The sequence below is a fragment of the Agrobacterium sp. CCNWLW155 genome, assembly GCF_036888815.1.
Lineage (GTDB): Bacteria > Pseudomonadota > Alphaproteobacteria > Rhizobiales > Rhizobiaceae > Agrobacterium > Agrobacterium radiobacter.
In genome coordinates this window covers 899,255-920,768 of record NZ_JBAKFW010000001.1, presented here as the reverse complement: position 1 = coordinate 920,768, position 21,514 = coordinate 899,255, and the positions used below count along the sequence as shown (strand labels likewise).

23 protein-coding genes are annotated in these 21,514 nt (G+C 60.0%); 2 read left to right on the top strand and 21 right to left on the bottom strand.

From position 1 onward, the window contains the following. Positions 1-66 precede the first annotated feature (66 nt). From V6S97_RS04635 to V6S97_RS04620, 4 genes are all read right to left on the bottom strand, one after another. Positions 67-1,275, bottom strand: a complete 1,209-nt coding sequence (locus V6S97_RS04635; protein ID WP_087744188.1) for a multidrug effflux MFS transporter — start codon at positions 1,273-1,275, stop codon at positions 67-69. Between the two features lie 137 nt (positions 1,276-1,412). Next, positions 1,413-1,748: a Grx4 family monothiol glutaredoxin gene (gene grxD / locus V6S97_RS04630; RefSeq protein ID WP_003507904.1), complete on the bottom strand. Its 336-nt coding sequence runs from the start codon at positions 1,746-1,748 to the stop codon at positions 1,413-1,415. A gap of 154 nt (positions 1,749-1,902) precedes the next feature. Next, positions 1,903-2,334 carry a hypothetical protein gene (locus V6S97_RS04625; protein WP_003507905.1) on the bottom strand — a complete coding sequence of 144 codons (432 nt, stop codon included), beginning with the start codon at positions 2,332-2,334 and terminating at the stop codon, positions 1,903-1,905. Beyond that, positions 2,331-2,579 (bottom strand): hypothetical protein, encoded by a 249-nt coding sequence (locus tag V6S97_RS04620; protein ID WP_003507906.1) that lies wholly within the window; start codon positions 2,577-2,579, stop codon positions 2,331-2,333. Before V6S97_RS04620 ends, V6S97_RS04625 begins: the two co-directional genes overlap by 4 nt. 110 nt (positions 2,580-2,689) lie before the next feature. Between V6S97_RS04620 and V6S97_RS04615 the strand changes: the two genes are divergently transcribed. Then, positions 2,690-3,838 carry a hypothetical protein gene (locus tag V6S97_RS04615; protein ID WP_003507908.1) on the top strand — a complete coding sequence of 383 codons (1,149 nt, stop codon included), beginning with the start codon at positions 2,690-2,692 and terminating at the stop codon, positions 3,836-3,838. A 138-nt stretch (positions 3,839-3,976) separates the two neighbouring features. On the opposite strand, the gene V6S97_RS04610 is transcribed toward V6S97_RS04615, so the two are convergent. From V6S97_RS04610 to V6S97_RS04600, 3 genes are all read right to left on the bottom strand, one after another. Next, a complete protein-coding gene (locus tag V6S97_RS04610; RefSeq protein ID WP_003507909.1) occupies positions 3,977-4,210 on the bottom strand; it encodes a BolA/IbaG family iron-sulfur metabolism protein in 234 nt (77 codons plus the stop codon). A gap of 16 nt (positions 4,211-4,226) precedes the next feature. Continuing rightward, positions 4,227-6,461 (bottom strand): phosphoribosylformylglycinamidine synthase subunit PurL, encoded by a 2,235-nt coding sequence (gene purL / locus V6S97_RS04605; RefSeq protein ID WP_003507910.1) that lies wholly within the window; start codon positions 6,459-6,461, stop codon positions 4,227-4,229. Between the two features lie 153 nt (positions 6,462-6,614). Further along, positions 6,615-8,033 (bottom strand): aminotransferase-like domain-containing protein, encoded by a 1,419-nt coding sequence (locus tag V6S97_RS04600; RefSeq protein WP_003507913.1) that lies wholly within the window; start codon positions 8,031-8,033, stop codon positions 6,615-6,617. Between the two features lie 93 nt (positions 8,034-8,126). On the opposite strand from V6S97_RS04600, the gene V6S97_RS04595 reads away from it, so the two are divergent. Then, complete coding sequence (locus V6S97_RS04595; RefSeq protein ID WP_080866250.1) at positions 8,127-8,432, top strand: DUF1127 domain-containing protein; 306 nt, start codon at positions 8,127-8,129, stop codon at positions 8,430-8,432. A gap of 358 nt (positions 8,433-8,790) precedes the next feature. Here the strand turns inward: V6S97_RS04595 and V6S97_RS04590 are convergent, their stop codons facing one another. The 14 genes from V6S97_RS04590 to bcp all read right to left on the bottom strand — a co-directional run bounded on the left by V6S97_RS04590 (position 8,791) and on the right by bcp (position 21,432). Further along, positions 8,791-9,240, bottom strand: coding sequence for a hypothetical protein (locus V6S97_RS04590; RefSeq protein WP_003507916.1), 450 nt, complete (start codon positions 9,238-9,240; stop codon positions 8,791-8,793). A gap of 33 nt (positions 9,241-9,273) precedes the next feature. Then, the gene (gene purQ / locus V6S97_RS04585; RefSeq protein WP_003507917.1) at positions 9,274-9,945 is read right to left on the bottom strand and encodes a phosphoribosylformylglycinamidine synthase subunit PurQ; all 672 of its coding nucleotides are present in this window, start codon (positions 9,943-9,945) and stop codon (positions 9,274-9,276) included. A gap of 20 nt (positions 9,946-9,965) precedes the next feature. Beyond that, complete coding sequence (gene purS / locus V6S97_RS04580) at positions 9,966-10,208, bottom strand: phosphoribosylformylglycinamidine synthase subunit PurS (RefSeq protein WP_003507918.1); 243 nt, start codon at positions 10,206-10,208, stop codon at positions 9,966-9,968. 36 nt (positions 10,209-10,244) lie between these two features. Then, positions 10,245-11,009, bottom strand: coding sequence for a phosphoribosylaminoimidazolesuccinocarboxamide synthase (gene purC / locus V6S97_RS04575; protein ID WP_003507919.1), 765 nt, complete (start codon positions 11,007-11,009; stop codon positions 10,245-10,247). 203 nt (positions 11,010-11,212) lie between these two features. Continuing rightward, positions 11,213-11,776 carry an alpha/beta hydrolase gene (locus tag V6S97_RS04570; protein ID WP_003507920.1) on the bottom strand — a complete coding sequence of 188 codons (564 nt, stop codon included), beginning with the start codon at positions 11,774-11,776 and terminating at the stop codon, positions 11,213-11,215. An 81-nt stretch (positions 11,777-11,857) separates the two neighbouring features. Next, complete coding sequence (gene purB, locus V6S97_RS04565; protein WP_003507924.1) at positions 11,858-13,165, bottom strand: adenylosuccinate lyase; 1,308 nt, start codon at positions 13,163-13,165, stop codon at positions 11,858-11,860. 81 nt (positions 13,166-13,246) lie between these two features. Then, positions 13,247-13,753, bottom strand: a complete 507-nt coding sequence (locus V6S97_RS04560) for a hypothetical protein (protein WP_003507926.1) — start codon at positions 13,751-13,753, stop codon at positions 13,247-13,249. 61 nt (positions 13,754-13,814) lie between these two features. After that, positions 13,815-14,492, bottom strand: a complete 678-nt coding sequence (gene rpe / locus V6S97_RS04555) for a ribulose-phosphate 3-epimerase (protein WP_003507931.1) — start codon at positions 14,490-14,492, stop codon at positions 13,815-13,817. 131 nt (positions 14,493-14,623) lie between these two features. Continuing rightward, the gene (locus V6S97_RS04550) at positions 14,624-15,805 is read right to left on the bottom strand and encodes an ABC transporter substrate-binding protein (protein ID WP_003507932.1); all 1,182 of its coding nucleotides are present in this window, start codon (positions 15,803-15,805) and stop codon (positions 14,624-14,626) included. A 773-nt stretch (positions 15,806-16,578) separates the two neighbouring features. Beyond that, entirely contained in the window at positions 16,579-17,004 is a 426-nt protein-coding gene (locus V6S97_RS04545) for an NUDIX domain-containing protein (RefSeq protein ID WP_003507933.1), read from the bottom strand. A gap of 8 nt (positions 17,005-17,012) precedes the next feature. Continuing rightward, positions 17,013-18,518, bottom strand: coding sequence for a DEAD/DEAH box helicase (locus tag V6S97_RS04540; protein WP_003507934.1), 1,506 nt, complete (start codon positions 18,516-18,518; stop codon positions 17,013-17,015). 219 nt (positions 18,519-18,737) lie between these two features. Further along, entirely contained in the window at positions 18,738-20,036 is a 1,299-nt protein-coding gene (locus tag V6S97_RS04535) for a M23 family metallopeptidase (protein ID WP_334426156.1), read from the bottom strand. Positions 20,037-20,122: 86 nt separating this feature from the next. Next, entirely contained in the window at positions 20,123-20,950 is an 828-nt protein-coding gene (locus tag V6S97_RS04530) for a ferritin-like domain-containing protein (RefSeq protein WP_334426155.1), read from the bottom strand. Positions 20,951-20,964: 14 nt separating this feature from the next. Then, positions 20,965-21,432 (bottom strand): thioredoxin-dependent thiol peroxidase, encoded by a 468-nt coding sequence (gene bcp / locus V6S97_RS04525; protein ID WP_003507937.1) that lies wholly within the window; start codon positions 21,430-21,432, stop codon positions 20,965-20,967. Positions 21,433-21,514 lie beyond the last annotated feature (82 nt).

The following is a 21,514-nucleotide window of genomic DNA, read 5'->3' as shown; positions in this document are numbered from 1 at the left end:
CGCTGTAACCAACAAAAAAAGGGCGTGGAACCGAGTTCCGCGCCCTTTTTGTTTGTGTGCCTGAACTTACCGTGTCGGTTTGTTATGCGCTTGGAACAGCACGCCCTTTTCGCCGATCAGCACGAAGACGAGGCCGATGATGGAGACGACGAAGAAGCCGGCCACCATGGGCAGTGCGGTGCCGTCGAAAGCCTGGCCGATAGCGGCACCAATCAGCGAGCCGCCGACCGTTCCCATGAAACCGATAACGGACGAGGCCGTGCCGGCGACGTGGCCGAGCGGTTCCATGGCGAGCGAGTTGAAGTTCGAGCCGATCCAGCCGAACTGGAACATGGCGAGCGCGAAGAACACAATGAAGATCGCAAAGGGCATCGGTTCCGGGCCAAGCACCTGCACCACCAGCCAGATGAAGGTGATGGCGATGAAGCCCAGCAGGGATCCGTGCGACAGCTTGCGCATGCCGAACCGGCCGACAAGCCTTGCATTGATGAAGGACGAGAAGGCCATGAACAGCGCCACGCCCGCAAAGGCCGCTGCGAACCATGCACCCAGCCCATAAATGCCCTTGTAGACCTGTTCGGCCGAATTGATGAAGCCGAACAGCGCACCGAAGATAAAGGTGCTGGAGAGCGTGTAACAAAGCGCAATGCGGTTGGTGAGCACGATCTTGAAGCCGCCAAGGATAGAACGGGCGGTGAAGGGGCGGACATCGTCCGGATGCAGGGTTTCCGGCAGGCGGAAATACATCCAGGCCGTCACCACGGCGGCAATTCCCGCCATGAAGGCGAAGATCAGATGCCAGTTACCGAAAAACAGCACGATCTGACCGGTGCCGGGTGCGATGACCGGAACGACCATGAACACCATCATGATCAGCGACATGACTTCCGCCATCTGGCGGCCGCCATAGATGTCACGCACGATCGAGATGGTAATGACGCGTGTCGCCGCCGAGCCGATGCCCTGAATGAAGCGCAGGATCAGCAGGCCGGAGAATGACGGTACGAAGACTACGGCGAGGGCTGAAACGATATAGATCGCAAGTCCGACGAGCATTGGCTTGCGGCGTCCGAAACGGTCCGAGATCGGACCGTACAGAAGCTGCGCGACGCCGAAGCCCAGAAGATAGGTGGAAATGACATATTGGCGGTGGTTTTCATTGACGACGCCAAGCGATGCGCCGATTTCCTGAAGACCCGGCAGCATGATATCGATGGCAAGCGCGTTCAGCGCCATCAGCATCGCGGCAAGCGCGATGAATTCCGTGCGCCCCATCGAGCCTGCGCGCGAAGCGGTGGATTGTGAAAGTTCTGTCACAGGATTGCCCCAAAAAGAACGGCAAAGGCGTTGCATGAAGCAACGCCTGGCATAGTTTTCTGACAATCAGGGTGGGCCGGATGAACCGGCCGAAATCAGGCCGCGCCGCGGACGCTGATACCCTGTTCTTGGAAGTGGCTTTGCAGTTCGCCGGACTGGAACATCTCTCTTACGATGTCACAGCCGCCGACGAATTCGCCCTTGACGTAGAGCTGCGGGATTGTCGGCCAGTTGGAATAGTCCTTGATGCCCTGACGGATGTCGGCATCGGCAAGCACGTTGATGCCCTTGTAGTCGACGCCGAGATAATCGAGGATCTGTACCACCTGGCCGGAAAAACCGCACTGCGGAAATTGCGGGGTGCCCTTCATGAAAAGAACGATGTCGTTGCTCTTCACTTCGCTGTCGATCATGTCGTTAATGCCGCTCATAGGCCTATTCCTTTCACATGCGGTTCAAGGCCGCTGCTTTCCGTTTGTTCCTAGATAACATGTCGCGGCGCGATTTCCACCCGGGAAGCGTAAAAAACTGCGGGTGTGGCATCATTGGAGAGGGATCGAAATTTCGCGTCCACGTCGCAGCGGGTCAGGTGTCGGGATAGACCAGAAGTATTTTGCCGATCGTCTTTCGCGGTCTGGAGACGAGCGGGACTAATATGCCTGTCTCGTCAGCGAAAAGATCGAGTTCTTTCTGGTTCTGGAGTGTCATCACTGAGCGGCCGGTCGCTAGCGAACAATCTCGTTCGCAATCCACCTGCATTTCACTCACCAGTCGGTCGTTTTGGTGGTCGATTTTGAGATCGACAATTAATTTAGGCTCTTCCTGTTTAAGCAGACGGCAGGTTTGACCAATTTTGCAAAGCGCGGTGCCGGCTATCGGATCAGCATCATGAAGCAGCACGGCGAAGCCGATTTTGATCTCTTTGTTACTTCTGTCGTCGGTGAAGCCCATGCGTGTTGCGGAAAGAAACAGGAGGGCGCAGGCGAAAAACAGGCAAAGCCGCTCGTTGCGGATCATCGATATCTCTGTCGGCTGCGCGCAGCGGCCGTGCGTCTTTTGCTCACCTGCTTCTTGGCTGGCTTGGGTTTGACGGCTGCGTTGATCGCGGCTTCCAGGACCGAGCCGACGATGCCGCCGGCAAGGGAACCGGCGCTTTTCGTCCGGCGGGCCCTTCGGGTCTTGCGGATACCGGTCTTGGTCAGCACTTCGGCCAGAGCGCCCTTGACGACGCCGTTGAGCAATTGATCGACGATGCCAGACAAATTTCCCTCGCCAATAAATAAATCATATTTCGGTCGCGATTTTTACTATACGTGCATCGCCCACTGTATCAAGCGATCCTTTCGGGTGCCTCCAGCCCGAAGGTTTATGCATGCCGACCGTCAAGTCACGCCTTGTTCTTTATTTCCCCGGTTTCGATCCGCTCGATGCGGCGGCCCATCATCTGCGTTACCAGCGGGCGGCGGCGCTGGCCGGCAAGACTTGGGATGTCGACTATGCGGTGGGACCGCTCACGAACACGCCGGCGGGTGAAACATTCACGGTGGAGGCTTCGGCGGGCGACTGGCGGACGCGCTCCGACATTTTCGTTTACGATCATAATGCGGTGATATCGCAGTTACGGGATGCGCCGGTCCGGCAGCAGATCTGGCTTGGTTTCAAAGCCGGTGCAGGCATTATCGCCGAGGGCGGTGCGGCGCGCTACTTCCGCCATGCCTGGCGTTTTGGTCTGTTCTTCATCTTCCCGTTCCTGCTGATGCTGGTCGGCGGTGCTGTTGCTGCGGCTATTGCGCTCTCGCCTTCGCTGCTCGGTTTGCCTCTCTGGCTCTTCGCAATCAGCCTTCCCGCCGCCGCCCTGTTTTTCGTGAAGGCGTTTCTGCCTTTTGCGGAGCGGTTTCACACCCTGCATCTTTATGCGGACTGGCGCTTCGCGCTCGCTGTCGGCCGCGATGAAGCGATTGCCCGCGACTGGATCGAAGAGAGGGCCGCACTTGTTCTGACGGCGCTTGAGCAGCCCTCGGACGAGGTTCTGGTCATTTCGCACAGCATGGGCGCCAGTCTTGCGCTCGCCGTGATCGGCCGCGTGCTGGAACTCAGGCCGGATGCGCTGGATGGCCGGAAGCTGTCCTTTGCAACGCTGGGCGGCGCAGCGCTGCAATGTGCGTTCCTGTCGAGTGCGGACAGGCTGCGTGAGAGCGTCGGCGTGATTGCACGTCACCCTGAGGTGACATGGTTCGATATCCAGTGCCTGACCGATCCGATCCACCTCTACCGCTGCAACACGGTTGCGCTGACCGGCCATAAGGATGCGCCGCAGCCGAAAATCGTACCGATCCGTTTCAAGCATTCGCTGTCATCGGAACGCTATAAAAAGAACAAGCGCAACTTCCTGCGCATGCACCGGCAATATGTTCTGGGGCCGGATCGCAAATCCGGTTACGATTTTACCCTGCTGACGGCGGGGCCTTTGCCGGCCGCATCCTTCGCCGATCTGGATTCGCAGAGCCCGCCCGCTTTGTAAGCGGCGTTCGTGCATTCTGCCCAATATGAAAAGGCCCGCGTGAGAGCACGCGGGCCTTTGATTTAATCCGCAGTCTTCACGCTCTGCCGCAGATCGGACAGAGACGTGCTGTTGCCGACACCGCTTTCACGGGCGCAATCATTCGGGAGCCGAAGTCTGCAGGGCAAGGGCATGCAGAACGCCGCCCATATTGCCCTTCAGCGCATCATAGACCATCTGGTGCTGTTGCACGCGGGTCTTGCCCTTGAATGCTTCCGCAACGACTTCCGCCGCGTAGTGATCGCCGTCACCGGCCAGATCGCGGATCGTGACCTTTGCCCCGGGAATTCCCGCCTTAATCATGTCTTCAATGTCGCCGGGTTTCATGGGCATGGTGTTTCTCCTTAATTCATTCTGCGGCGAGCAAAGTTTCGCCGTCCATGAATTGAGGGAACCACGATTCATAGGCCAAGTGCAATTCTTTAATCTCGACAGCCCGCGCCGTGCCCAGCTTTACGCTTGCACCGCCGGTAACGCCGATTGCCGGGCAGGAAACGCCCGCCGCCTTCGCCGCTGCCTGCACCTTGTCGAGATCGGCCTTCTTCACCGTCAGAACGTAACGGCCCTGGTCTTCGCCATAGAAGGTGAGGATCGGATTATGGCCTTCGACCGCATCGATCGTGGCGCCAATGCCGGAAGAAATCGCCATTTCGGCAACCGCAAGCGCCAGACCGCCCGAAGAGCAATCGTGAACGGCTGTCGTAAGACCATCGGTGATCAGCGTGCGGACGAAATCGCCGTTCTTCTTCTCGGCAGCCAGATCGACATGCGGTGCCGGGCCATCGATGCGGCCATGAATGTCGCGCATGTAAACCGACTGGGCGATGTGGGTGCCGAGACCGGCAGGCGCGCCGATGAGCAGCACCACTTCGTCAGCGGCAGCAAAACGGATGCGCGCCATGCGGCCCCAATCCTTCAGCAGGCCAACGCCGCCGATGGTGGGGGTGGGCAGGATCGCCTGACCGTTGGTTTCGTTGTAGAGCGAGACGTTGCCGGAAACGATCGGGAATTCCAGCACGCGGCAGGCTTCGCCGATGCCCTTGATGGCATGGACCAACTGGCTCATGATCTCGGGCTTTTCCGGGTTGCCGAAATTGAGGTTGTCGGTGGCCGCGAGCGGCAGGGCGCCGGTTGCGGTGATGTTGCGCCAGCATTCGGCAACGGCCTGCTTGCCGCCTTCGAAGGGATCAGCCTCGACGTAACGCGGGGTCACGTCGGAGGAAAAGGCGAGCGCCTTCTTGTCATGGCCTTCGACACGGACCACGCCGGCATCGCCACCCGGCAGCTGCAGGGAGTTGCCCTGGATCAGCGTGTCGTACTGTTCGTAGACCCAGCGGCGCGAGGAGTTGTTGGCCGAACCGACCAGCGACACCAGCGCATCGGCAATATCGGCCGAAGGTACGTCGTTTTCCGAAAGCGGTGCCTGAACCTTGGCCGGCGTCCACGGGCGGTCATATTCCGGAGCCTGATCGCCGAGATCCTTGATCGGCAGGTTGGCGACTTCCTCGCCATTGTGCAGCACGCGGAAGCGCAGGTCGTCGGTGGTCTTGCCGACGATGGCGAAGTCCAGGCCCCATTTGACGAAGATCGCCTTGGCGACTTCTTCCTTGGAGGGCTCGAGAACCATGAGCATGCGCTCCTGGCTTTCCGACAGCATCATTTCGTAAGCCGTCATGCGCTCTTCGCGCACCGGCACGGCGTTGAGATCAAGTTCGATGCCGAGATCGCCCTTGGCGCCCATTTCAACGGCCGAGCAGGTGAGGCCGGCGGCCCCCATGTCCTGAATGGCGATGACCGCGCCTGTTTTCATCAGTTCGAGGCAGGCTTCCAGCAGGCACTTTTCGGTGAAGGGGTCGCCAACCTGAACGGTCGGGCGTTTTTCTTCGATCGACTCGTCGAATTCGGCAGACGCCATGGTCGCGCCGCCGACGCCGTCGCGACCGGTCTTTGCACCGAGATAAACGACCGGCAGGCCGACGCCCTTGGCTTCAGAGAGGAAGATCGCGTCGGACTTGGCAAGGCCGGCTGCAAAGGCGTTGACGAGGATGTTGCCGTTATAACGCGGATCGAATTCCACTTCGCCGCCAACCGTCGGCACGCCGAAGGAGTTGCCGTAACCGCCGACACCGGCGACGACGCCAGCCACGAGGTGGCGGGTCTTCGGATGATCGGGTGCGCCGAAACGCAGCGCGTTCATGGCCGCGATCGGGCGTGCGCCCATGGTGAAGACGTCACGCAGGATACCGCCGACGCCGGTTGCCGCACCCTGATAGGGCTCGATATAGGACGGGTGGTTGTGGCTTTCCATCTTGAAGACGACGCAGTCGCCATCATCGATATCGACAACGCCAGCGTTTTCGCCGGGGCCCTGAATGACGCGGGGGCCTGTTGTCGGCAGGGTCTTCAGCCACTTCTTGGAAGACTTGTAGGAGCAGTGCTCGTTCCACATGGCCGAGAAAATGCCAAGCTCGGTAAAGCTGGGCTCCCGTCCGATCAGGTCGAGGATACGCTGGTATTCGTCGGGCTTCAGCCCGTGGGATGCAACGAGTTCCGGGGTGATCTTGATGGAGTTTGAGATAGACATAGGTCTCACGCGGTTCGAGCCGAGGAAAGTTTCCGGTTCTTTAGCGCAAGAGGCTCAATGGCGCGACAGGAAAATGCGCTGTTTTGCCGGTTAATTGGCGGTTTATGCCGTTATTCGCTGCGGCGCACGGTCTGCGCGCCAACGCACATCGGGTCATGCCACGCTCTCATATCCGGCGGAGCCATTATCGAGCAGGTGGCGGAGGACGCCGAAGGCATGCGTCAGTTCCTCGCGGGTGGAGGGGCCTGAAAAGCTGATGCGGACGCGGTGGAAAACCTTGTCCGTCCGTCCGGCCTTGAACTCGTCCTCGTCGTCGATCAGCACGCCTTCCTTCATCGCCGCATTGCGGAAGGTGCCGGAAAGCCAGGGTTCGGGCAGTCTCAGCCACAGGAAGGCGATATCCGGCAGCGAATTGAAATCCAGTCCGGCAAAGGCCCGCCGGGCAATCGCTTCGCGTTGATTGATTTCTGCGATGCAGTCCTTGCGAATGTCATCGGCGTCGCCGCTATTGACGAGGCGCGCGTTCAACTCGGCCAGCATGAAGGGCAGGCCGCCCGTCAGCATCGAGTGGGAAATGCGGATACGAGAGGAATATTGCGCTGGACAGGCGACCCAGCCGCCGCGCACGCCGGCGGCGACGGATTTCGACAGGCCGCCGACCACGAAGGTGATATCGGGCGCAAATTCGGCGATCAGCGGGATCGCCTCGCGGGTCATCGCGCCGTAGAGATTGTCCTCGATGATCCACACGCCGTAACGGCGGGCAATATCGGCAATCGCGCGGCGGCGCTCTTCCGGCAGGGTGGCGCAGGTCGGGTTCTGGCCGGCCGACATCAGGAAGATCATCTTCGGATGCTGCTGGGCGCAGACGCGCTCGAAATCATCAGGGACAATGCCGTTCTCATCCGCTTCCACCAGCGTCACCCGCCGACCGGCAAGGGCGGCGCTGCGGCTGATGTGGGAATAGGTGACGGGTTCGAAGACGATACGGTCGCCCGGCGCGGTCATCGCCGTCACCACACTCATCACCGCCGCATGGGCGCCGAGCGTCGAGACGATGTTTTCCGGTTTCGGCGACCAGCCGTTCTGGGAAAGCCAGCGAACGCCCGCCATGCACCAGCTGTCGGGGAAGGAGCGGGCGTAATTGGTGATATCGTACGCATGCTCACGGGTGACGGCCTCGATGTGCCGGGCGATCAGCCCGCTCTGGCCGACATCCGGTGCCGCCGTCGTGTTCAGCCTGAATTCGGCGCTGCTGTCGATGGCGTGGCGTGTGCTGCCGAAGGCCGCCGCTGCCGGTTCCAGGGGCAATGAGGGGGCAGGGGTCTTGCGCTCATTGACATAGGTGCCGCGTCCGACCTCACCGCTGACGAGGCCACGTTCGTGGATGAGCGCATAGGCCCGGCTGATTGTACCGATTGTCACACCGAGATCGTAAGCAAGATTGCGCTGCGGCGGCAGTTTCGAGCCGGCCTGCAGGGTGCCGTCGGAAATCGCGCCTTCAATACTGTCGGCGAGGCGAAGATAAATCGGGCCGTCGCCCTCGGTGATGTCGGGAAGCCAATTTGTCATGGTGACAATTTATGCATTGTATCTGTCTGGAAGTCAATTGTATTTATTGTCTGCATTAATTGAGGATCAACGAACGGAGACAATAGGTGCAATATGCGCAAGATGGATCAATACCTTTCGACAGCGGATACACTCTATCCTGATGGCTACGAACGGGAACGCGTGTTCCGCGATGCCGGCGACATGGTCGCACCGGCGCCCTTTCCGGCCAAGATCGGTCACACGCTTATTGGTCGCCTGATTGCGGGCATGTTCAATTGGCACCGGAAACGGCAGGGACGGCTCGCTTTGCGGGAATTGTCCGACGATCTTCTGGAGGATATCGGCGTTACGCGGGATGAGGCCCTCAACGAGGCCGCAAAATCGCGACTTCTCTCCTGGCCCTCCCAGTCGCTTTGATTTTTTGTCGGAGAGCGGTGCCTTCTTTCCCCGGCGCCATCAAGCCATTCGGCAGCCCGCCACGCCACTCCCAACCGGCGCTGGCGGGTTTTTTTATTGGCTTGCCGAGAGCCTCTTTGCCAAATCGACAAGTACGTTACAGGGATTTCTTGCGCCGGGCACATCCGTGTCCCTCATTCCTGTGCTTGTCACTGGAATCCAGCCGATGCGCGTCTGCGCGGCGGAAGGACTCCCCTCAGCCCAGGGACTTGGGCTGGCTGGATCCCTGTGACAAGCACAGGGATGAGGATAGAAACGATGCATCCCAAGCTAAGAACTAACCGATGCGCCCGCCGCGGACCGTTTCCGCGCTTGTCGATCAGCAGCCCTTGCCGCCGTTCGCCCAGCGCTTGACGTCGGTTGCGATGCGGCCGGAAATGGCTTCGTTCATCACGGGTCCGAAAGCGTCGAGCTTTGCCGGATTGCCTTCGGCCTGAACCACCAGCATGGGGCGCGATTCCGGGCTGTTGCGCGGCACGAGCAGGATGCGCGGGCGGCCGGAGAAGGAGTTGAGTTCAGGGGCCAGACGATAGGCCTTGAAGGCCGCATCGCCCGACTTGAACCAGCAGGCATTCGCGCCAAGCGCGATCCGTTCCATGGTCGGCAGGGCCGCGCGGGAGACGGAGGCAGCCGGCTGCGGTTTCGGTTGGCACGCGGCGAGCGCCGCCGCGGCAAGGATCAATCCGGCGGCTTTATAGGCATTGTGTCGAAGAAGACGGGGCATCAGGTCATCCAGAAGAAAAGCCGAAACAGCGCCGAAAGCCGGCATCAAAAAAGGCGGGCCTGAAGCCCGCCCGGTCTATCAGGCTGCGATGACGCCGAGCGCCGAAGCGAAGAGGCCGCGGCCGTCATTGCCGCCATGGGCGGCTTCGATGAGGTTTTCCGGATGCGGCATCATGCCGAGAACATTGCCCTTGGCGTTGATGACGCCGGCAATGTCGTTCAGCGAGCCGTTGGGGTTGGTGTCCTCGGCATAACGGAACACCACCTGGCCGTTGCCTTCCAGCGCCTTCAGCTCTTCGGCTTCGACGAAATAGTTGCCGTCATGATGGGCGACTGGGCAGCGCAGGATCTGGCCCTTGTCGTAAGCGCGTGTGAAATCGGTGTCGTTGTTGGCGACTTCGAGCTTCACTTCACGGCAGACGAATTTCAGCGAGGCGTTGCGCATCAGCGCACCGGGCAGCATGCCTGCTTCGACCAGAATCTGGAAGCCGTTGCAGACGCCGAGAACCTTGACGCCTTTTTCGGCCTTTTCGCGGATGGCCTGCATGACCGGCATGCGCGCGGCGATGGCGCCGCAACGCAGGTAGTCACCATAGGAGAAGCCGCCCGGAATGACGATCAGGTCGACATCGGGAATATCCGTTTCCGTCTGCCAGATGGTGACGGGCGCGCTTCCGGAGATTTTCGTCAGCGCCGCGATCATGTCGCGGTCGCGGTTGAGGCCGGGAAGTTGGACGACAGCGGATTTCATGGACGGCGGCTCCTGCGGCTTCAGAGGATGGCGATAGCGTAGTTTTCGATGACCGTGTTGGCCAGGAGCTTTTCGCACATCGCCTTCAGGTCGGTCTCGGCCTTGGCCTTGTCGGCGCCTTCCAGCTCCAGGTCGAAGACCTTGCCCTGACGGACATGGCCGACGCCACCGAAACCGAGGCTGCCGAGCGCGCCTTCGATTGCCTTGCCCTGCGGATCGAGAACGCCGTTCTTCAGCGTAACAGTCACCCGTGCCTTGATCACCTGATCTTCTCCTGATTTTACCCTACGGGGCCAATATTACTTTACGAGGACCGGACCAGTGCCGCGGATCGGTTCGTTTTCATTGATGATGCCGAGACGGCGCGCCACTTCGGAATAGGCTTCCACAAGTCCGCCCATATCGCGGCGGAACAGGTCCTTGTCCATCTTTTTCTGGGTCTCGATGTCCCACAGGCGGCAGCTGTCTGGCGAAATCTCGTCGGCGAGGATGATGCGCATCATGTCGCCTTCGAAGAGCCGGCCGCATTCGATCTTGAAATCGACGAGCTGGATGCCGACGCCGAGGAACAGGCCGGACAGGAAGTCGTTGACGCGGATGGCGAGCGCCATGATGTCGTCAAGCTCGGCGGGATTGGCCCAGCCGAACGCCGTGATGTGTTCTTCCGAGACCATCGGGTCTTCCAGCTCATCCGACTTGTAATAGAACTCGATGATCGAGCGCGGCAGCACCACGCCTTCCTCGATGCCGAGGCGCTTGGAGAGAGAGCCGGCGGCGACATTGCGCACGACGATCTCAAGCGGGATCATCTCCACTTCCTTGATCAGCTGCTCGCGCATGTTGAGGCGGCGGATGAAGTGGGTGGGAATGCCGATCTTGTTCAGATGCGTGAAGACATATTCGCAGATACGGTTGTTCAGCACACCCTTGCCGTCGATGACTTCATGCTTCTTCTTGTTGAAGGCGGTCGCATCGTCCTTGAAGAACTGGATAAGCGTGCCTGGCTCCGGACCTTCGTAGAGGATCTTGGCCTTGCCTTCGTAAATACGGCGGCGACGGTTCATAATTGCAGGTCTCTTGGTTGACGCCGATTCTGGTGGCGTTGCGTTTGGTCTTTGAAGCGGTCCCATAAAGGAAAAGAGTGCATTCTACAATGCGGCTCGCATATTTCCCTTCAATTCTTGTGACAGGCCGGAGAAACCGCGGCACCCGGAAAATAGGCTTCCGGGGCAGATCGAAGGGGAGGCGGCCCGCACGGCCGCCGCCGTCAGGGCTCGACAGCCTTCAGCCTGCTCAGGAACTGGGCGAACACCATGCCGCCTTCCGGCCACGGACCATGGCCGGACTCGCTGTTGATATGGCCGGACATGCCGGCGTCGATCAGCAACGAACCCCAGGCGGCGGCAATGTCATCGGCGTGTTCATAGGAGCCGAAAGGATCGTTCCGGCTGGCGATGGTGATCGTCGGGAAAGGCAGCGGATCGCGCGGGTAAGGCCCGAAGGTCATCAGGTGCTTGGGCCGGATATCGGGATTGGCGACATCGGGCGGCGCAACGAACAGCGCACCGGACACCTTCTTGCCGATTTCCGGCAGGGCGTGGATGACGGTCGGCACGCCAAGGGAATGGGCGACGAGGACGATGGGCTTGGTGGAGGCGTTGACCTCTTCCACCAGCCGGGCGACCCAATCTTCCTTCACGGGTTTGGCCCATTCGGCCTGCTCGACGCGACGGGCGGTGGAAAGCTTGCGCTCCCAGCGGCTCTGCCAGTGGTCGGGGCCGGAATTGGTATAACCGGGGACGATCAGGATATCTGCTTCTGAAACTTTCATGCGCCCATATCTGTGTTGTGATGCCGCCGCGATCAAGGTCGCGGCGACATTAACTTCAAGGTCTCTTACTCAGCTCAAGTCTCAGGCGTTGCCGAAGACGCGGGTGAAGATCGTGTCGACATGCTTGGTGTGGTAACCGAGGTCGAACTTTTCGCGGATGACCTCTTCGGGAAGTGCGGCGCGCACTTCCTCGTCGCCCAGCAGTTCCTCAAGGAAGTCGGCGCCCTGTTCCCACACCTTCATGGCGTTGCGCTGGACGAGACGATAGGCGTCCTCGCGGGAAACGCCTGCCTGCGTCAGCGCCAGCAGAACGCGCTGCGAATGCACGAGGCCGCGGAACTTGTTCATGTTCTTCAGCATGTTGTCCGGGTAGATCACCAGCTTTTCGATGACGCCGGCCAGACGGTTCAGCGCGAAGTCGAGCGTGACGGTCGTGTCGGGGCCGATGGCGCGCTCGACCGAGGAGTGGCTGATATCGCGCTCGTGCCATAGTGCAACGTTTTCCATTGCCGGAACGACGGACATGCGCACCAGCCGGGCAAGGCCGGTGAGGTTTTCGGTCAGAACCGGGTTGCGCTTGTGCGGCATGGCGGACGAACCCTTCTGGCCCGGCGAGAAGAACTCTTCCGCTTCCAGAACCTCGGTGCGCTGCATGTGGCGGATTTCGATGGCGACGTTTTCGATCGACGAGGCGATGACGCCGAGGGTCGCGAAGAACATGGCGTGGCGGTCACGCGGGATGACCTGCGTGGAGACCGGCTCGGGGATGAGGCCGAGCTTTTCGCAGACATGTTCTTCGACGCGCGGATCGATATTGGCGAAGGTGCCGACGGCGCCGGAGATCGCGCCCGTGGCGATTTCGGCGCGGGCATTGACGAGGCGCTCGCGATTGCGGTGCATCTCGGCATAGAAGCGGGCAAAGGTCAGGCCCATGGTGGTCGGCTCGGCATGGATGCCGTGGCTGCGGCCGATGCGCACCGTGTTCTTGTGTTCGAAGGCGCGGGTCTTGAGCGCCGTCAGCACCCGGTCCATATCGGCGAGCAGCAGATCGGCGGCGCGCACGAGCTGGATGTTGAGCGTGGTGTCGAGCACGTCGGAAGAGGTCATGCCCTGATGCACGAAACGGCTGTCAGGGCCGACAAATTCGGCAAGATGGGTGAGGAAGGCGATGACGTCGTGCTTGGTGACGGCTTCGATTTCATCGATGCGGGCGACGTCGAAGGTGGCGCTGCCGCCTTTTTCCCAGATCGTCTGGGCAGCCGACTTGGGGATGACGCCGAGTTCGGCCAGCGCGTCACAGGCATGTGCCTCGATCTCGAACCAGATGCGGAACTTTGTTTCCGGCGACCAGATGGCGACCATTTCCGGCCGGGAGTAACGAGGGATCATGGCAATGACTTTCTTTGTGGAGGAATTTTGCTGCCCGTTTAGCAAAGTGTTCCGGTAATCTCAATCTATCAAGCCACATGCCTATGTTGCTCGTTGCGCACGTCGGCAAAGGAATGCACCCGCAGGCAGGAGTGGAACGGCGGCAAAGGGTAAATACAATCCAAGACCCAGAACGCAGAACTGGTAAATCGCGCCGAGCGATGTGAAGAGCTGCTGGAAAAACCAGATGCGGGAGAATGCCGGCGCGTGCCATTGCGCATAGAAAATCCGGTACTCGAAAGCGAAGAACGCCGCCGCGACAGCAAGCGTAAAAAAAGCGATGGCAAGACAGGCCGTCGCGAAACGCAGCGGCAGGGCGGTGGACGGGGGGAGGAAGTGCAACGCGGCCATGGCCAGCAGCCAGCCGAAAAGGCCGCCCGCGAAGAAAAGCGTGATTATGTCGGTGGCGTGGTCGGTTTCCAGCCGGTTCCTGACATAGAGGCCGATGGCGGCGGCCGCGGCTGAGCAGAGGGCCCAGACAAACGCGCCGAGCAGCGTAAATAGCGCTGCCGAAGCCGTGTCACGGAAACCCCGCCTGTCGCTTCCCATGAAAATCCCCCCAACGCCTTGCTGTGCCGTCTCCGGCCTGTCCGCATTCAGCGGTGGCGGGTTACGTCCGCCCGGCTTCCGCCGCCGCACGCAACTGAGCGACGGTCTTGCGGTAGTCGGCGACGCCATCGCCCTTGAAGACGGCCGAGCCGGCCACCAGCGCATTCGCACCGGCGGCAACGATTGCGCCCGCGGTTTCCGCCGTCACGCCGCCATCCACTTCCAGTTCGATCGGCCGGTCGCCGATCATTGCCTTTGCCGCGCGGATCTTGTCGAGCATGGCCGGAATGAATTTCTGTCCGCCGAAACCGGGATTGACGCTCATGATCAGGACGAGATCGACATCATCAAGCACGTTCTCGATAACCGAAAGCGGCGTGGCGGGGTTCAGCGTCACGCCGGCCTTCCTGCCGAGCCCGCGGATCGTCTGCAGCGAGCGGTGCAGGTGAGGCCCTGCTTCCGCATGCACGGTGATGCTGTCACAGCCGGCCTTGGCGAAGGCTTCGAGATAGGGATCAACGGGTGCGATCATCAGATGGCAGTCGAAGAACGCCATGCTGTGCGGGCGCAGCGCCTTGATGACATCAGGGCCGAAGGAAATATTGGGGACGAAATGGCCATCCATCACATCGAGATGGATCCAGTCCGCGCCTGCTTCCGTGACATCGGCGACTTCCTGTCCGAGCTTGGCGAAATTGGCGGCCAGAATGGAAGGGGCTATGCGGATGGGCAGGGACATGGGGCAAACTCCTCTCGACGCGTTGCGTAAGCTGCCTTTAACATCAAGTATCCGGGTTTGAAACGGCTGGCCGCGCGGTTGCCGGCGGTTTTCAGCCGCGTTTCATCGAATTTCCGTTGCTGCCGCGTTGCCTATTGTCTTTCCGCCTTGTCCGCCGGTTCGAAACGCTGGCCGTTCCAGCGCTGCAGGCGATAGGGATTGTCGGAAAGGTCGTGTGACGGGTTGAAGCCGAGATCGCCGATGACCGTTTTGAAGACGGTTCCGCCAGCCAATATTTCCGGCCCGGGTTTCGACTGCGCCTGCACTGCCTCTGCAAGGGCGGCGGTGAGTTCGGCCGCGGCATAAGCGGGCAGGATATAACCCTCAGGTTCGATGCCTGCGCCCCGCAATTCGCCGGCGATGGCTTGGGCGGAGGGTAGGGCGTCATAGGCCGGGCGCGTGACGGCCAGCACATTCGCGACCAGGGGCACCGGGTTGTTGGCGGCATTCATGGCGTCGCCGCCCATGATGGTCAAGGGAAGGTTTTCGGATGCGGCATCCCGGGCGATGATCGCGACGTCGTTGCGCTCTGCGCCCACGAAGACATGGGAGATGCCGGTGCGCGCCAGCCGGCGCACAAGCGCCACCTGCTGTTCCTGGTTGGGCCGCATCGTATCGGTGAAGGTGGGCTTGAGGCCGTTTTCCTCGAGCGCCGAGCGGATGCGGTCCACCAGCTCGCGGCTATAGATCGTGCCGTCATCCACAAGTCCGATGGAGTGTCCCTTCCAGTCGCGCAGGATGATTTCGGCGATCCTGTCCGATTCGGCCCGGTCAGATGGGGCGAGGCGGAAGAGCGGCCAGCCGTATTTCAGCGCATCTTCCATCAGGATCGGCGCGCGGCTGGAAAGCGTGATCGCGGGAATGGCGGCCGCTTTCAATGGCGGCAGAACGCCCTGAAGCGTCTCCGTGCATAAAAACCCGATCGCGGCGCTGACCTTGGCGGCCACGAGTCCATCGGCAATCGCGCCGCCGCTGCCGTCTTCGCAGCTCTCATGGATTTCGACGACATCAAGCCCGAGCTTGGCTGCCGCCGCCTTCGCCCCCTGCCGCACCTGCTGGCCCAGAAGCTCGTAAGGACCGTTCTGAGGGGCAACAATGCCAATCGATGCCGCGCTTGCTGAGCCCGCGAAGGCAAAACCGGCGATGATCGTTAGCAGGCGAAGTGAAAGCATGACGTGATAGAAATCCTGTTGTCCCGGCTTGATGTTTATCGGCAACAACCGGTTTTCCAAAGGAAAAATCGCTGCGGTTTCATCATAATCGCATATCGCCATCCGCAGGGCGGCGGTTTTGATCGGAAGTTACCCGATTCGAGGGCTCGTAGCAGTGAGACAACTTTTGATTGTTTTCGTTCGGTGCAATTGCGCGCGACCGGTCTCACGGCGCGGCTGTTCTTGCGGTGAAGTTGTTCCTCCTTTGCGCCGACTGGACGAGGAGGTATTTCGTGTTCCTGCCGTGAGTTGCGTTACTTCATAAATCTATTACATGTGCCGCGTATAAGCACAGTTTAGAAAAGACTGAGCTAGGTTTATGCTTTTCAGAGTGCAGCACAAAAACATGCACATTTTATTATCAATTGCATAATTTATTGATATATATGACGAATATATAATCCTTCCAATTATTCACCGCTTTTACGCCATGTTTTTTTCGCATTTGCGAGAAGATTTGCTTGACGGAAAGTAAATGATTAGCTTAGATGTAACTGTTTCAGGGGACGACTGAAATTGGCTGTAACAGGCCTCGGAAAGTGTTCCGATTATAAGCACTGCCAGACTATATTACATTCTATATTCTATTTTTTTCATTACGTATAAACCGCTTCAGGCAACTGGGGCGGTTTTTTACATGAAGCTAATTTAAGCAATTTTAAATTGAATTCTGAAAGCCTGGCGCAAAGACGTTCTTTCATTTTTGTATTTCTGGAAAAGATATAGCGCGGAGAGGGTAAATCCAACTCCGGCGTATAGATCGTATGACTGTGTGAAATTGCCCGTCGAACGCCCTTGTTGCCTGCAGGCGGGTCCGGTTGGCCGCTTGTGCGGCCTTATTTCAGGGCGGCCAGGGCGTCCCTGGCAAAGGCGGAGATGGGTTCGGGAAGTTCACCCGGATCGAACCAGCCGATAGCGGAAAGCTTGTCCGGTTCGGTCAATGCCGGCTCACCCTGCGCATCGCGGGTAACGAAGATCAGCGAAACCCAGTGGTGGCGGTCTTGCGTATCGATAAATTCGCTATGGCAGAGAAACTCGACGTCGCCGATCTCAAGGCCGGTTTCTTCTTCGGCCTCGCGGCGTGCTGCGGCGAGGGAAGTTTCAAGGTGATCGACCTTGCCGCCCGGAATACTCCAGTATCCGGGTTCCGGCGCCTTTAAGCGCCGGCACAAAAGTACGCGCTCGTCACGCAATATGACAAGGCCGACACCAACGCCCGGAAAATCGAGGCCGGGCTTGATGGTTGATGTCATATTGTCCATTGCGCTGGTCAAGCCTTAGCGTTGGCCACGATCAGCATGAAGGCGGGAATGTCGTCGCCGAAACCAACCGGTGTCGGGCCATCGTCATGGTCGCGATAATGGCGGCGGCGGTCGCGGTTGTCGTCATTGGCGTGCGGCTGGTTGCGGCTGTTGCGCTCGGAATTGCGCGGGGTCTTTTCCGGTCTGCGTTCTGCCTTCACCTTGTCTTCTCCGTGAGCCGCAATGTCCGTATCCACAGCGGACTGTGCATCCTGATTGATGTTTTCGACCGGCGATGCGGGTGCATCGCGACGGTTCCTGTCGCGACCTCTACCGCCACGTTCCTTGGGCCCTCGGCGGCTGGAATTGCTCTCGAAGCTTTCCATGGGCGCGGGGAGTGAGGACAGGTCACCGCTCAGCCACTCGATCTTCTCGGCGATCAGCTTTTCGATCGCGTCGAGATATTTCGCATCGCTCTTGGTGACGAGGGTGAAGGCCTTGCCCGAACGGCCCGCACGACCGGTACGGCCGATGCGGTGGACATAGTCTTCGGCATGAATGGGAACGTCGAAGTTGAAGACGTGGCTGACATCGGGAATATCCAGTCCGCGTGCAGCGACGTCGGAGGCGACCAGCAGCGACAGGTTTCCGTCGCGGAAGTTCTGCAGCATCGTGGTGCGCGAACGCTGGTCCATGTCGCCATGCAGCGCGCCGACGGAAAAGCCGTGGCGGTCGAGCGAGCGGAACAGATCGGCCACATCCTTCTTGCGGTTGCAGAAGATGATCGCGTTCTTGAGTTCGGCTTCCTCGGCACGGACGAGATCGCGCAGCACGGCGCGCTTCTCATAGTCCTTGTTGTGCGCGGCGACGATGCGCTGCGTCACGGTCTTTGCCGTGGAAGAAGGCTTGGCGACTTCGATACGGGTCGGGTTCTGAAGGAACCGGTCAGCCAGCTTCTGGATTTCCGGCGGCATGGTGGCCGAGAAGAACAGCGTCTGCCGGGTGAAGGGGATCATCTTGGCGATACGCTCGATATCGGGAATGAAGCCCATGTCGAGCATGCGGTCGGCTTCGTCGATGACGAGGATTTCCACGCCGGTCATCAGGAGCTTGCCGCGCTCGCAATGGTCGAGAAGGCGGCCGGGCGTGCAGATCAGCACATCGGCGCCGCGCTCCAGCTTGCGGTCCTGGTCTTCGAAGGAAACACCGCCGATGAGGAGGGCGACGTTCAGCTTGTGATTCTTGCCATATTTCTCGAAGTTCTCCGCCACCTGCGCTGCAAGCTCACGGGTCGGCTCGAGGATCAGGGTGCGCGGCATTCTGGCGCGCGCACGGCCCTTTTCGAGCAACGTCAGCATCGGCAGAACGAAGGACGCGGTTTTGCCCGTGCCGGTCTGTGCGATACCGCAGATATCACGCTTTTCCAGCGCCGGCGGAATGGCGCCAGCCTGAATGGGTGTCGGCGTCGTGTAGCCGGCATCTGCAATAGCGGAAAGAACTTTTTGGCTCAGGCCAAGATCAGAGAATGTTGTCAAAGGAAGAACTTTTTCCGTTCTGGTTCGGTAAGAACACCTGCGTGCCGCTGCGGCACTTGCAAAGACTTGGCGCGGGGATATGCCCAAATTGCCGGAAAGTCAAGGAAACAACGGGGAAAGCGCGCGAAACAGCGGGGTTCGGGCGGGGCTTCTGGGCCTTTGGTGCAGATTTCAGCGATTTATCGTGAAACGCGCAAAAAAAGCATTAAAATCGTGCTGCTATTTTAAATAGGTTTTGAGTTCCGTTCCAGCGATCAGGAACCGCATGGGATCAACAGGCGTATCGTTGCGGCGCACCTCATAATGCACATGCGGACCGGTGGAGCGACCGGTGCTGCCGGCACGGCCAATGACGTCGCCTGCTTCGACCTTGTCGCCGGCTTTCACCAGAATGGCGGAGAGATGGCCGAATCGCGTCGAAACCCCCTGACCGTGATCGATCTCAACCATATTGCCGTAGCCGCCTGAGTTTTCCGCCACCGTCACCTTGCCCGCGCCGGTGGATTTGACGTCAGCACCGGTCTCGGCGCGAAAATCGATGCCGGTATGCAGGGCCGGGCGGCCGAGAAACGGATCCATCCGGTTGCCGAATCGGCTTGTGATCGCCCGGCCGGGAGCAGGGTTGCCGAAGGGCAGGGCGGTTGCGGTTTCCTTGACGATGTCGAGCCTGTTCAGGGCATTGTCGAGATTGGTAAGCGACAGGTTGAAGGGATCGCCTTCACCGCGCTCGGGATCGGCATAGGGGCCGCCTATGTCGTTCGTGCCGCTTTCCTCGATTTTCAGGCCCGCCTGCCGGATGATGTCCTGCATCGCGTTCGCCTTGTCTTCGGCGTCGCTGGTCAGTCTGGCTATGCGCGATATCTGCTGGCGTTCGATATCCTTCAGCGACAGTGTCACCTTAGAGAACACCCGATCGGCCCGATCGGATGGCGTTTCGCCGGCTTCGGGTACATACGCGGGGCGTCTGTCTGATGTGGCGGGCTTTTCCGCCTGTGGCCTGCGTGGCGCCATCAGCTTTTCAATGGCCGAAAGGCCGCCGGAGAGGTCAGCGCGTTTTTCCGGCGCCATGGCGTTCGAAAGAGACGAGGGCGCGGCCGGGGAGGCGGCGATGCCGGAATTTTCGGCGCGCTCCAGCAATTCACTCATGCGGCCGTGCCGCGAGGTTAGCGCCGCCTGCTGTTCCAGCAGCTTTTCCACTTTCTTTTCAACAACCTGCTGATCGAGCAGCTGCCGGGAAGTGACACGGTCCACCTGTGCCCTCAGCGCCGCGATGCGGTCTTCATAGTCGTTCTGCATGCGGGTCTGGCGCGCCATGGTCGCGCCGATCAGGTCGTCACGCAAGATGAGATAGCTTGTGGCGCCAAGATAGCCGAGTGAAAACAGGCCGATCGTGCAGCCGGCAAGCGCCGCCATCCACGGCCGGATGGTCATGTGCCGCACCCTGTCGCCGCGCGCGAGAATGAGCACGTGCGGCTCACGCTTTTTGCCGAATACCCGGTTTTCCGCCGTATCAGTCACAATCTCTCTCCGGACTGGCCGATTTCTTAAGGGAAATCATAATTCGTTAAGGTTAACGAAGTTTTGCCGGAGGTGAGTTGCGGGTGTCAGCTATTGCTGACGGCGGTCAGCGAGCGGTAAAACGAAGGCGTAAGACCCGCCTCGGCTCGGGCAAGGTCGTTGAAGGGCGGTTTCAGCGGGCCGCGGAAATTGGCGCGCACCAGCTGCCTGAAAGTTGCGGCCGGATCCTTCTTCTCACGCGCGCGCAGGAACCGGAACCATTTCGCGCCGATGGCGACATGGCCCTTTTCATCATTATAGATGACGTCGAGAACGGCGGCGCTTTCGAGGTCGCCGGTCTCGCGCATCCTTGCCTGCAGGGAAGGGGTGACGTCCAGTCCACGCGCTTCCAGGATGAGCGGGACGACCGCCAGCCGTGCGGTGAGATCGTTGCGGGTGGAATGAGCTGCCTGCCAGAGCCCGTCATGGGCGGGCAGATCGCCGTAGTCGGCGCCGAGGCTTCTCAGGCGGTCGCGCACCAGCCGGAAATGTTTTGCCTCTTCGAAGGCGACCTGCATCCAGCCATCGAAAAAGGAATGCGGCACGGGCTCGCTGGCATATCGGGCGACGATGTCGAGTGCGAGATCGACGGCGTTGAGTTCGATATGGGCGATGGCATGCAGCAGCGCGATCCGTCCCTTGACGCTATGGAGCGAGCGGCGTTCCACGGCGGTTGGCGACACGAGTTCCGGCTTCTCGGGCCTGCCCGGACGTTCGGGCAGCGGCGGGTCGAGCGGGGAGCGCAGCGACAGGCGGCGCGCAAACCAGCGCGTCGCCGTTTCCTGCGCAAGCGCGGTTTTTCTGTCGAGATCGGCGCTCACGATGGCATCCGTCGCGCCGCCTCGGAGCGAAATGATCTTGAACGGGGGCGTCACGACGGATTGGTCCCTCAGAGCTTCTTCACGGCCTCAAGAACGGCCTGCGCGTGACCCGCGACCTTCACCTTGTTCCAGACTTCCGCGATTTTTCCATCCGGCGCGATGAGGAAGGTGGTGCGTTCGACACCCATGTATTTTTTGCCATACATGCTTTTTTCCTTCCAGACGCCGTAGGCTTCCACCACCTTCTTCTCCTCATCGGCGGCCAGCATGACGGAGAGCGCGTGTTTTGCCGCGAATTTGTCGTGGCTTTTGACGCTGTCGGGCGAAATGCCGATGACGACGGCGTTGGCGGCCTCGAATTCGCCGCCCAGCGCGCTGAAGTCGATGGCTTCGGCGGTGCAGCCTGATGTGTCGTCCTTCGGGTAGAAATAGAGGATGACGGCCTTGCCTTGCAGTTTGGACAATGTCACCGTCCCTTCACCGTTACGGGGCAAAGTAAAATCGGGAGCGGTGCCGCCAATCGTCAAGTCTGTCATAATCTACCTTTCTTTCGCCGGGATGTTGAGTGAAAGTCGCCACATTCGATATATAGCGAAACCGCGCGTCGTCCAGATCACG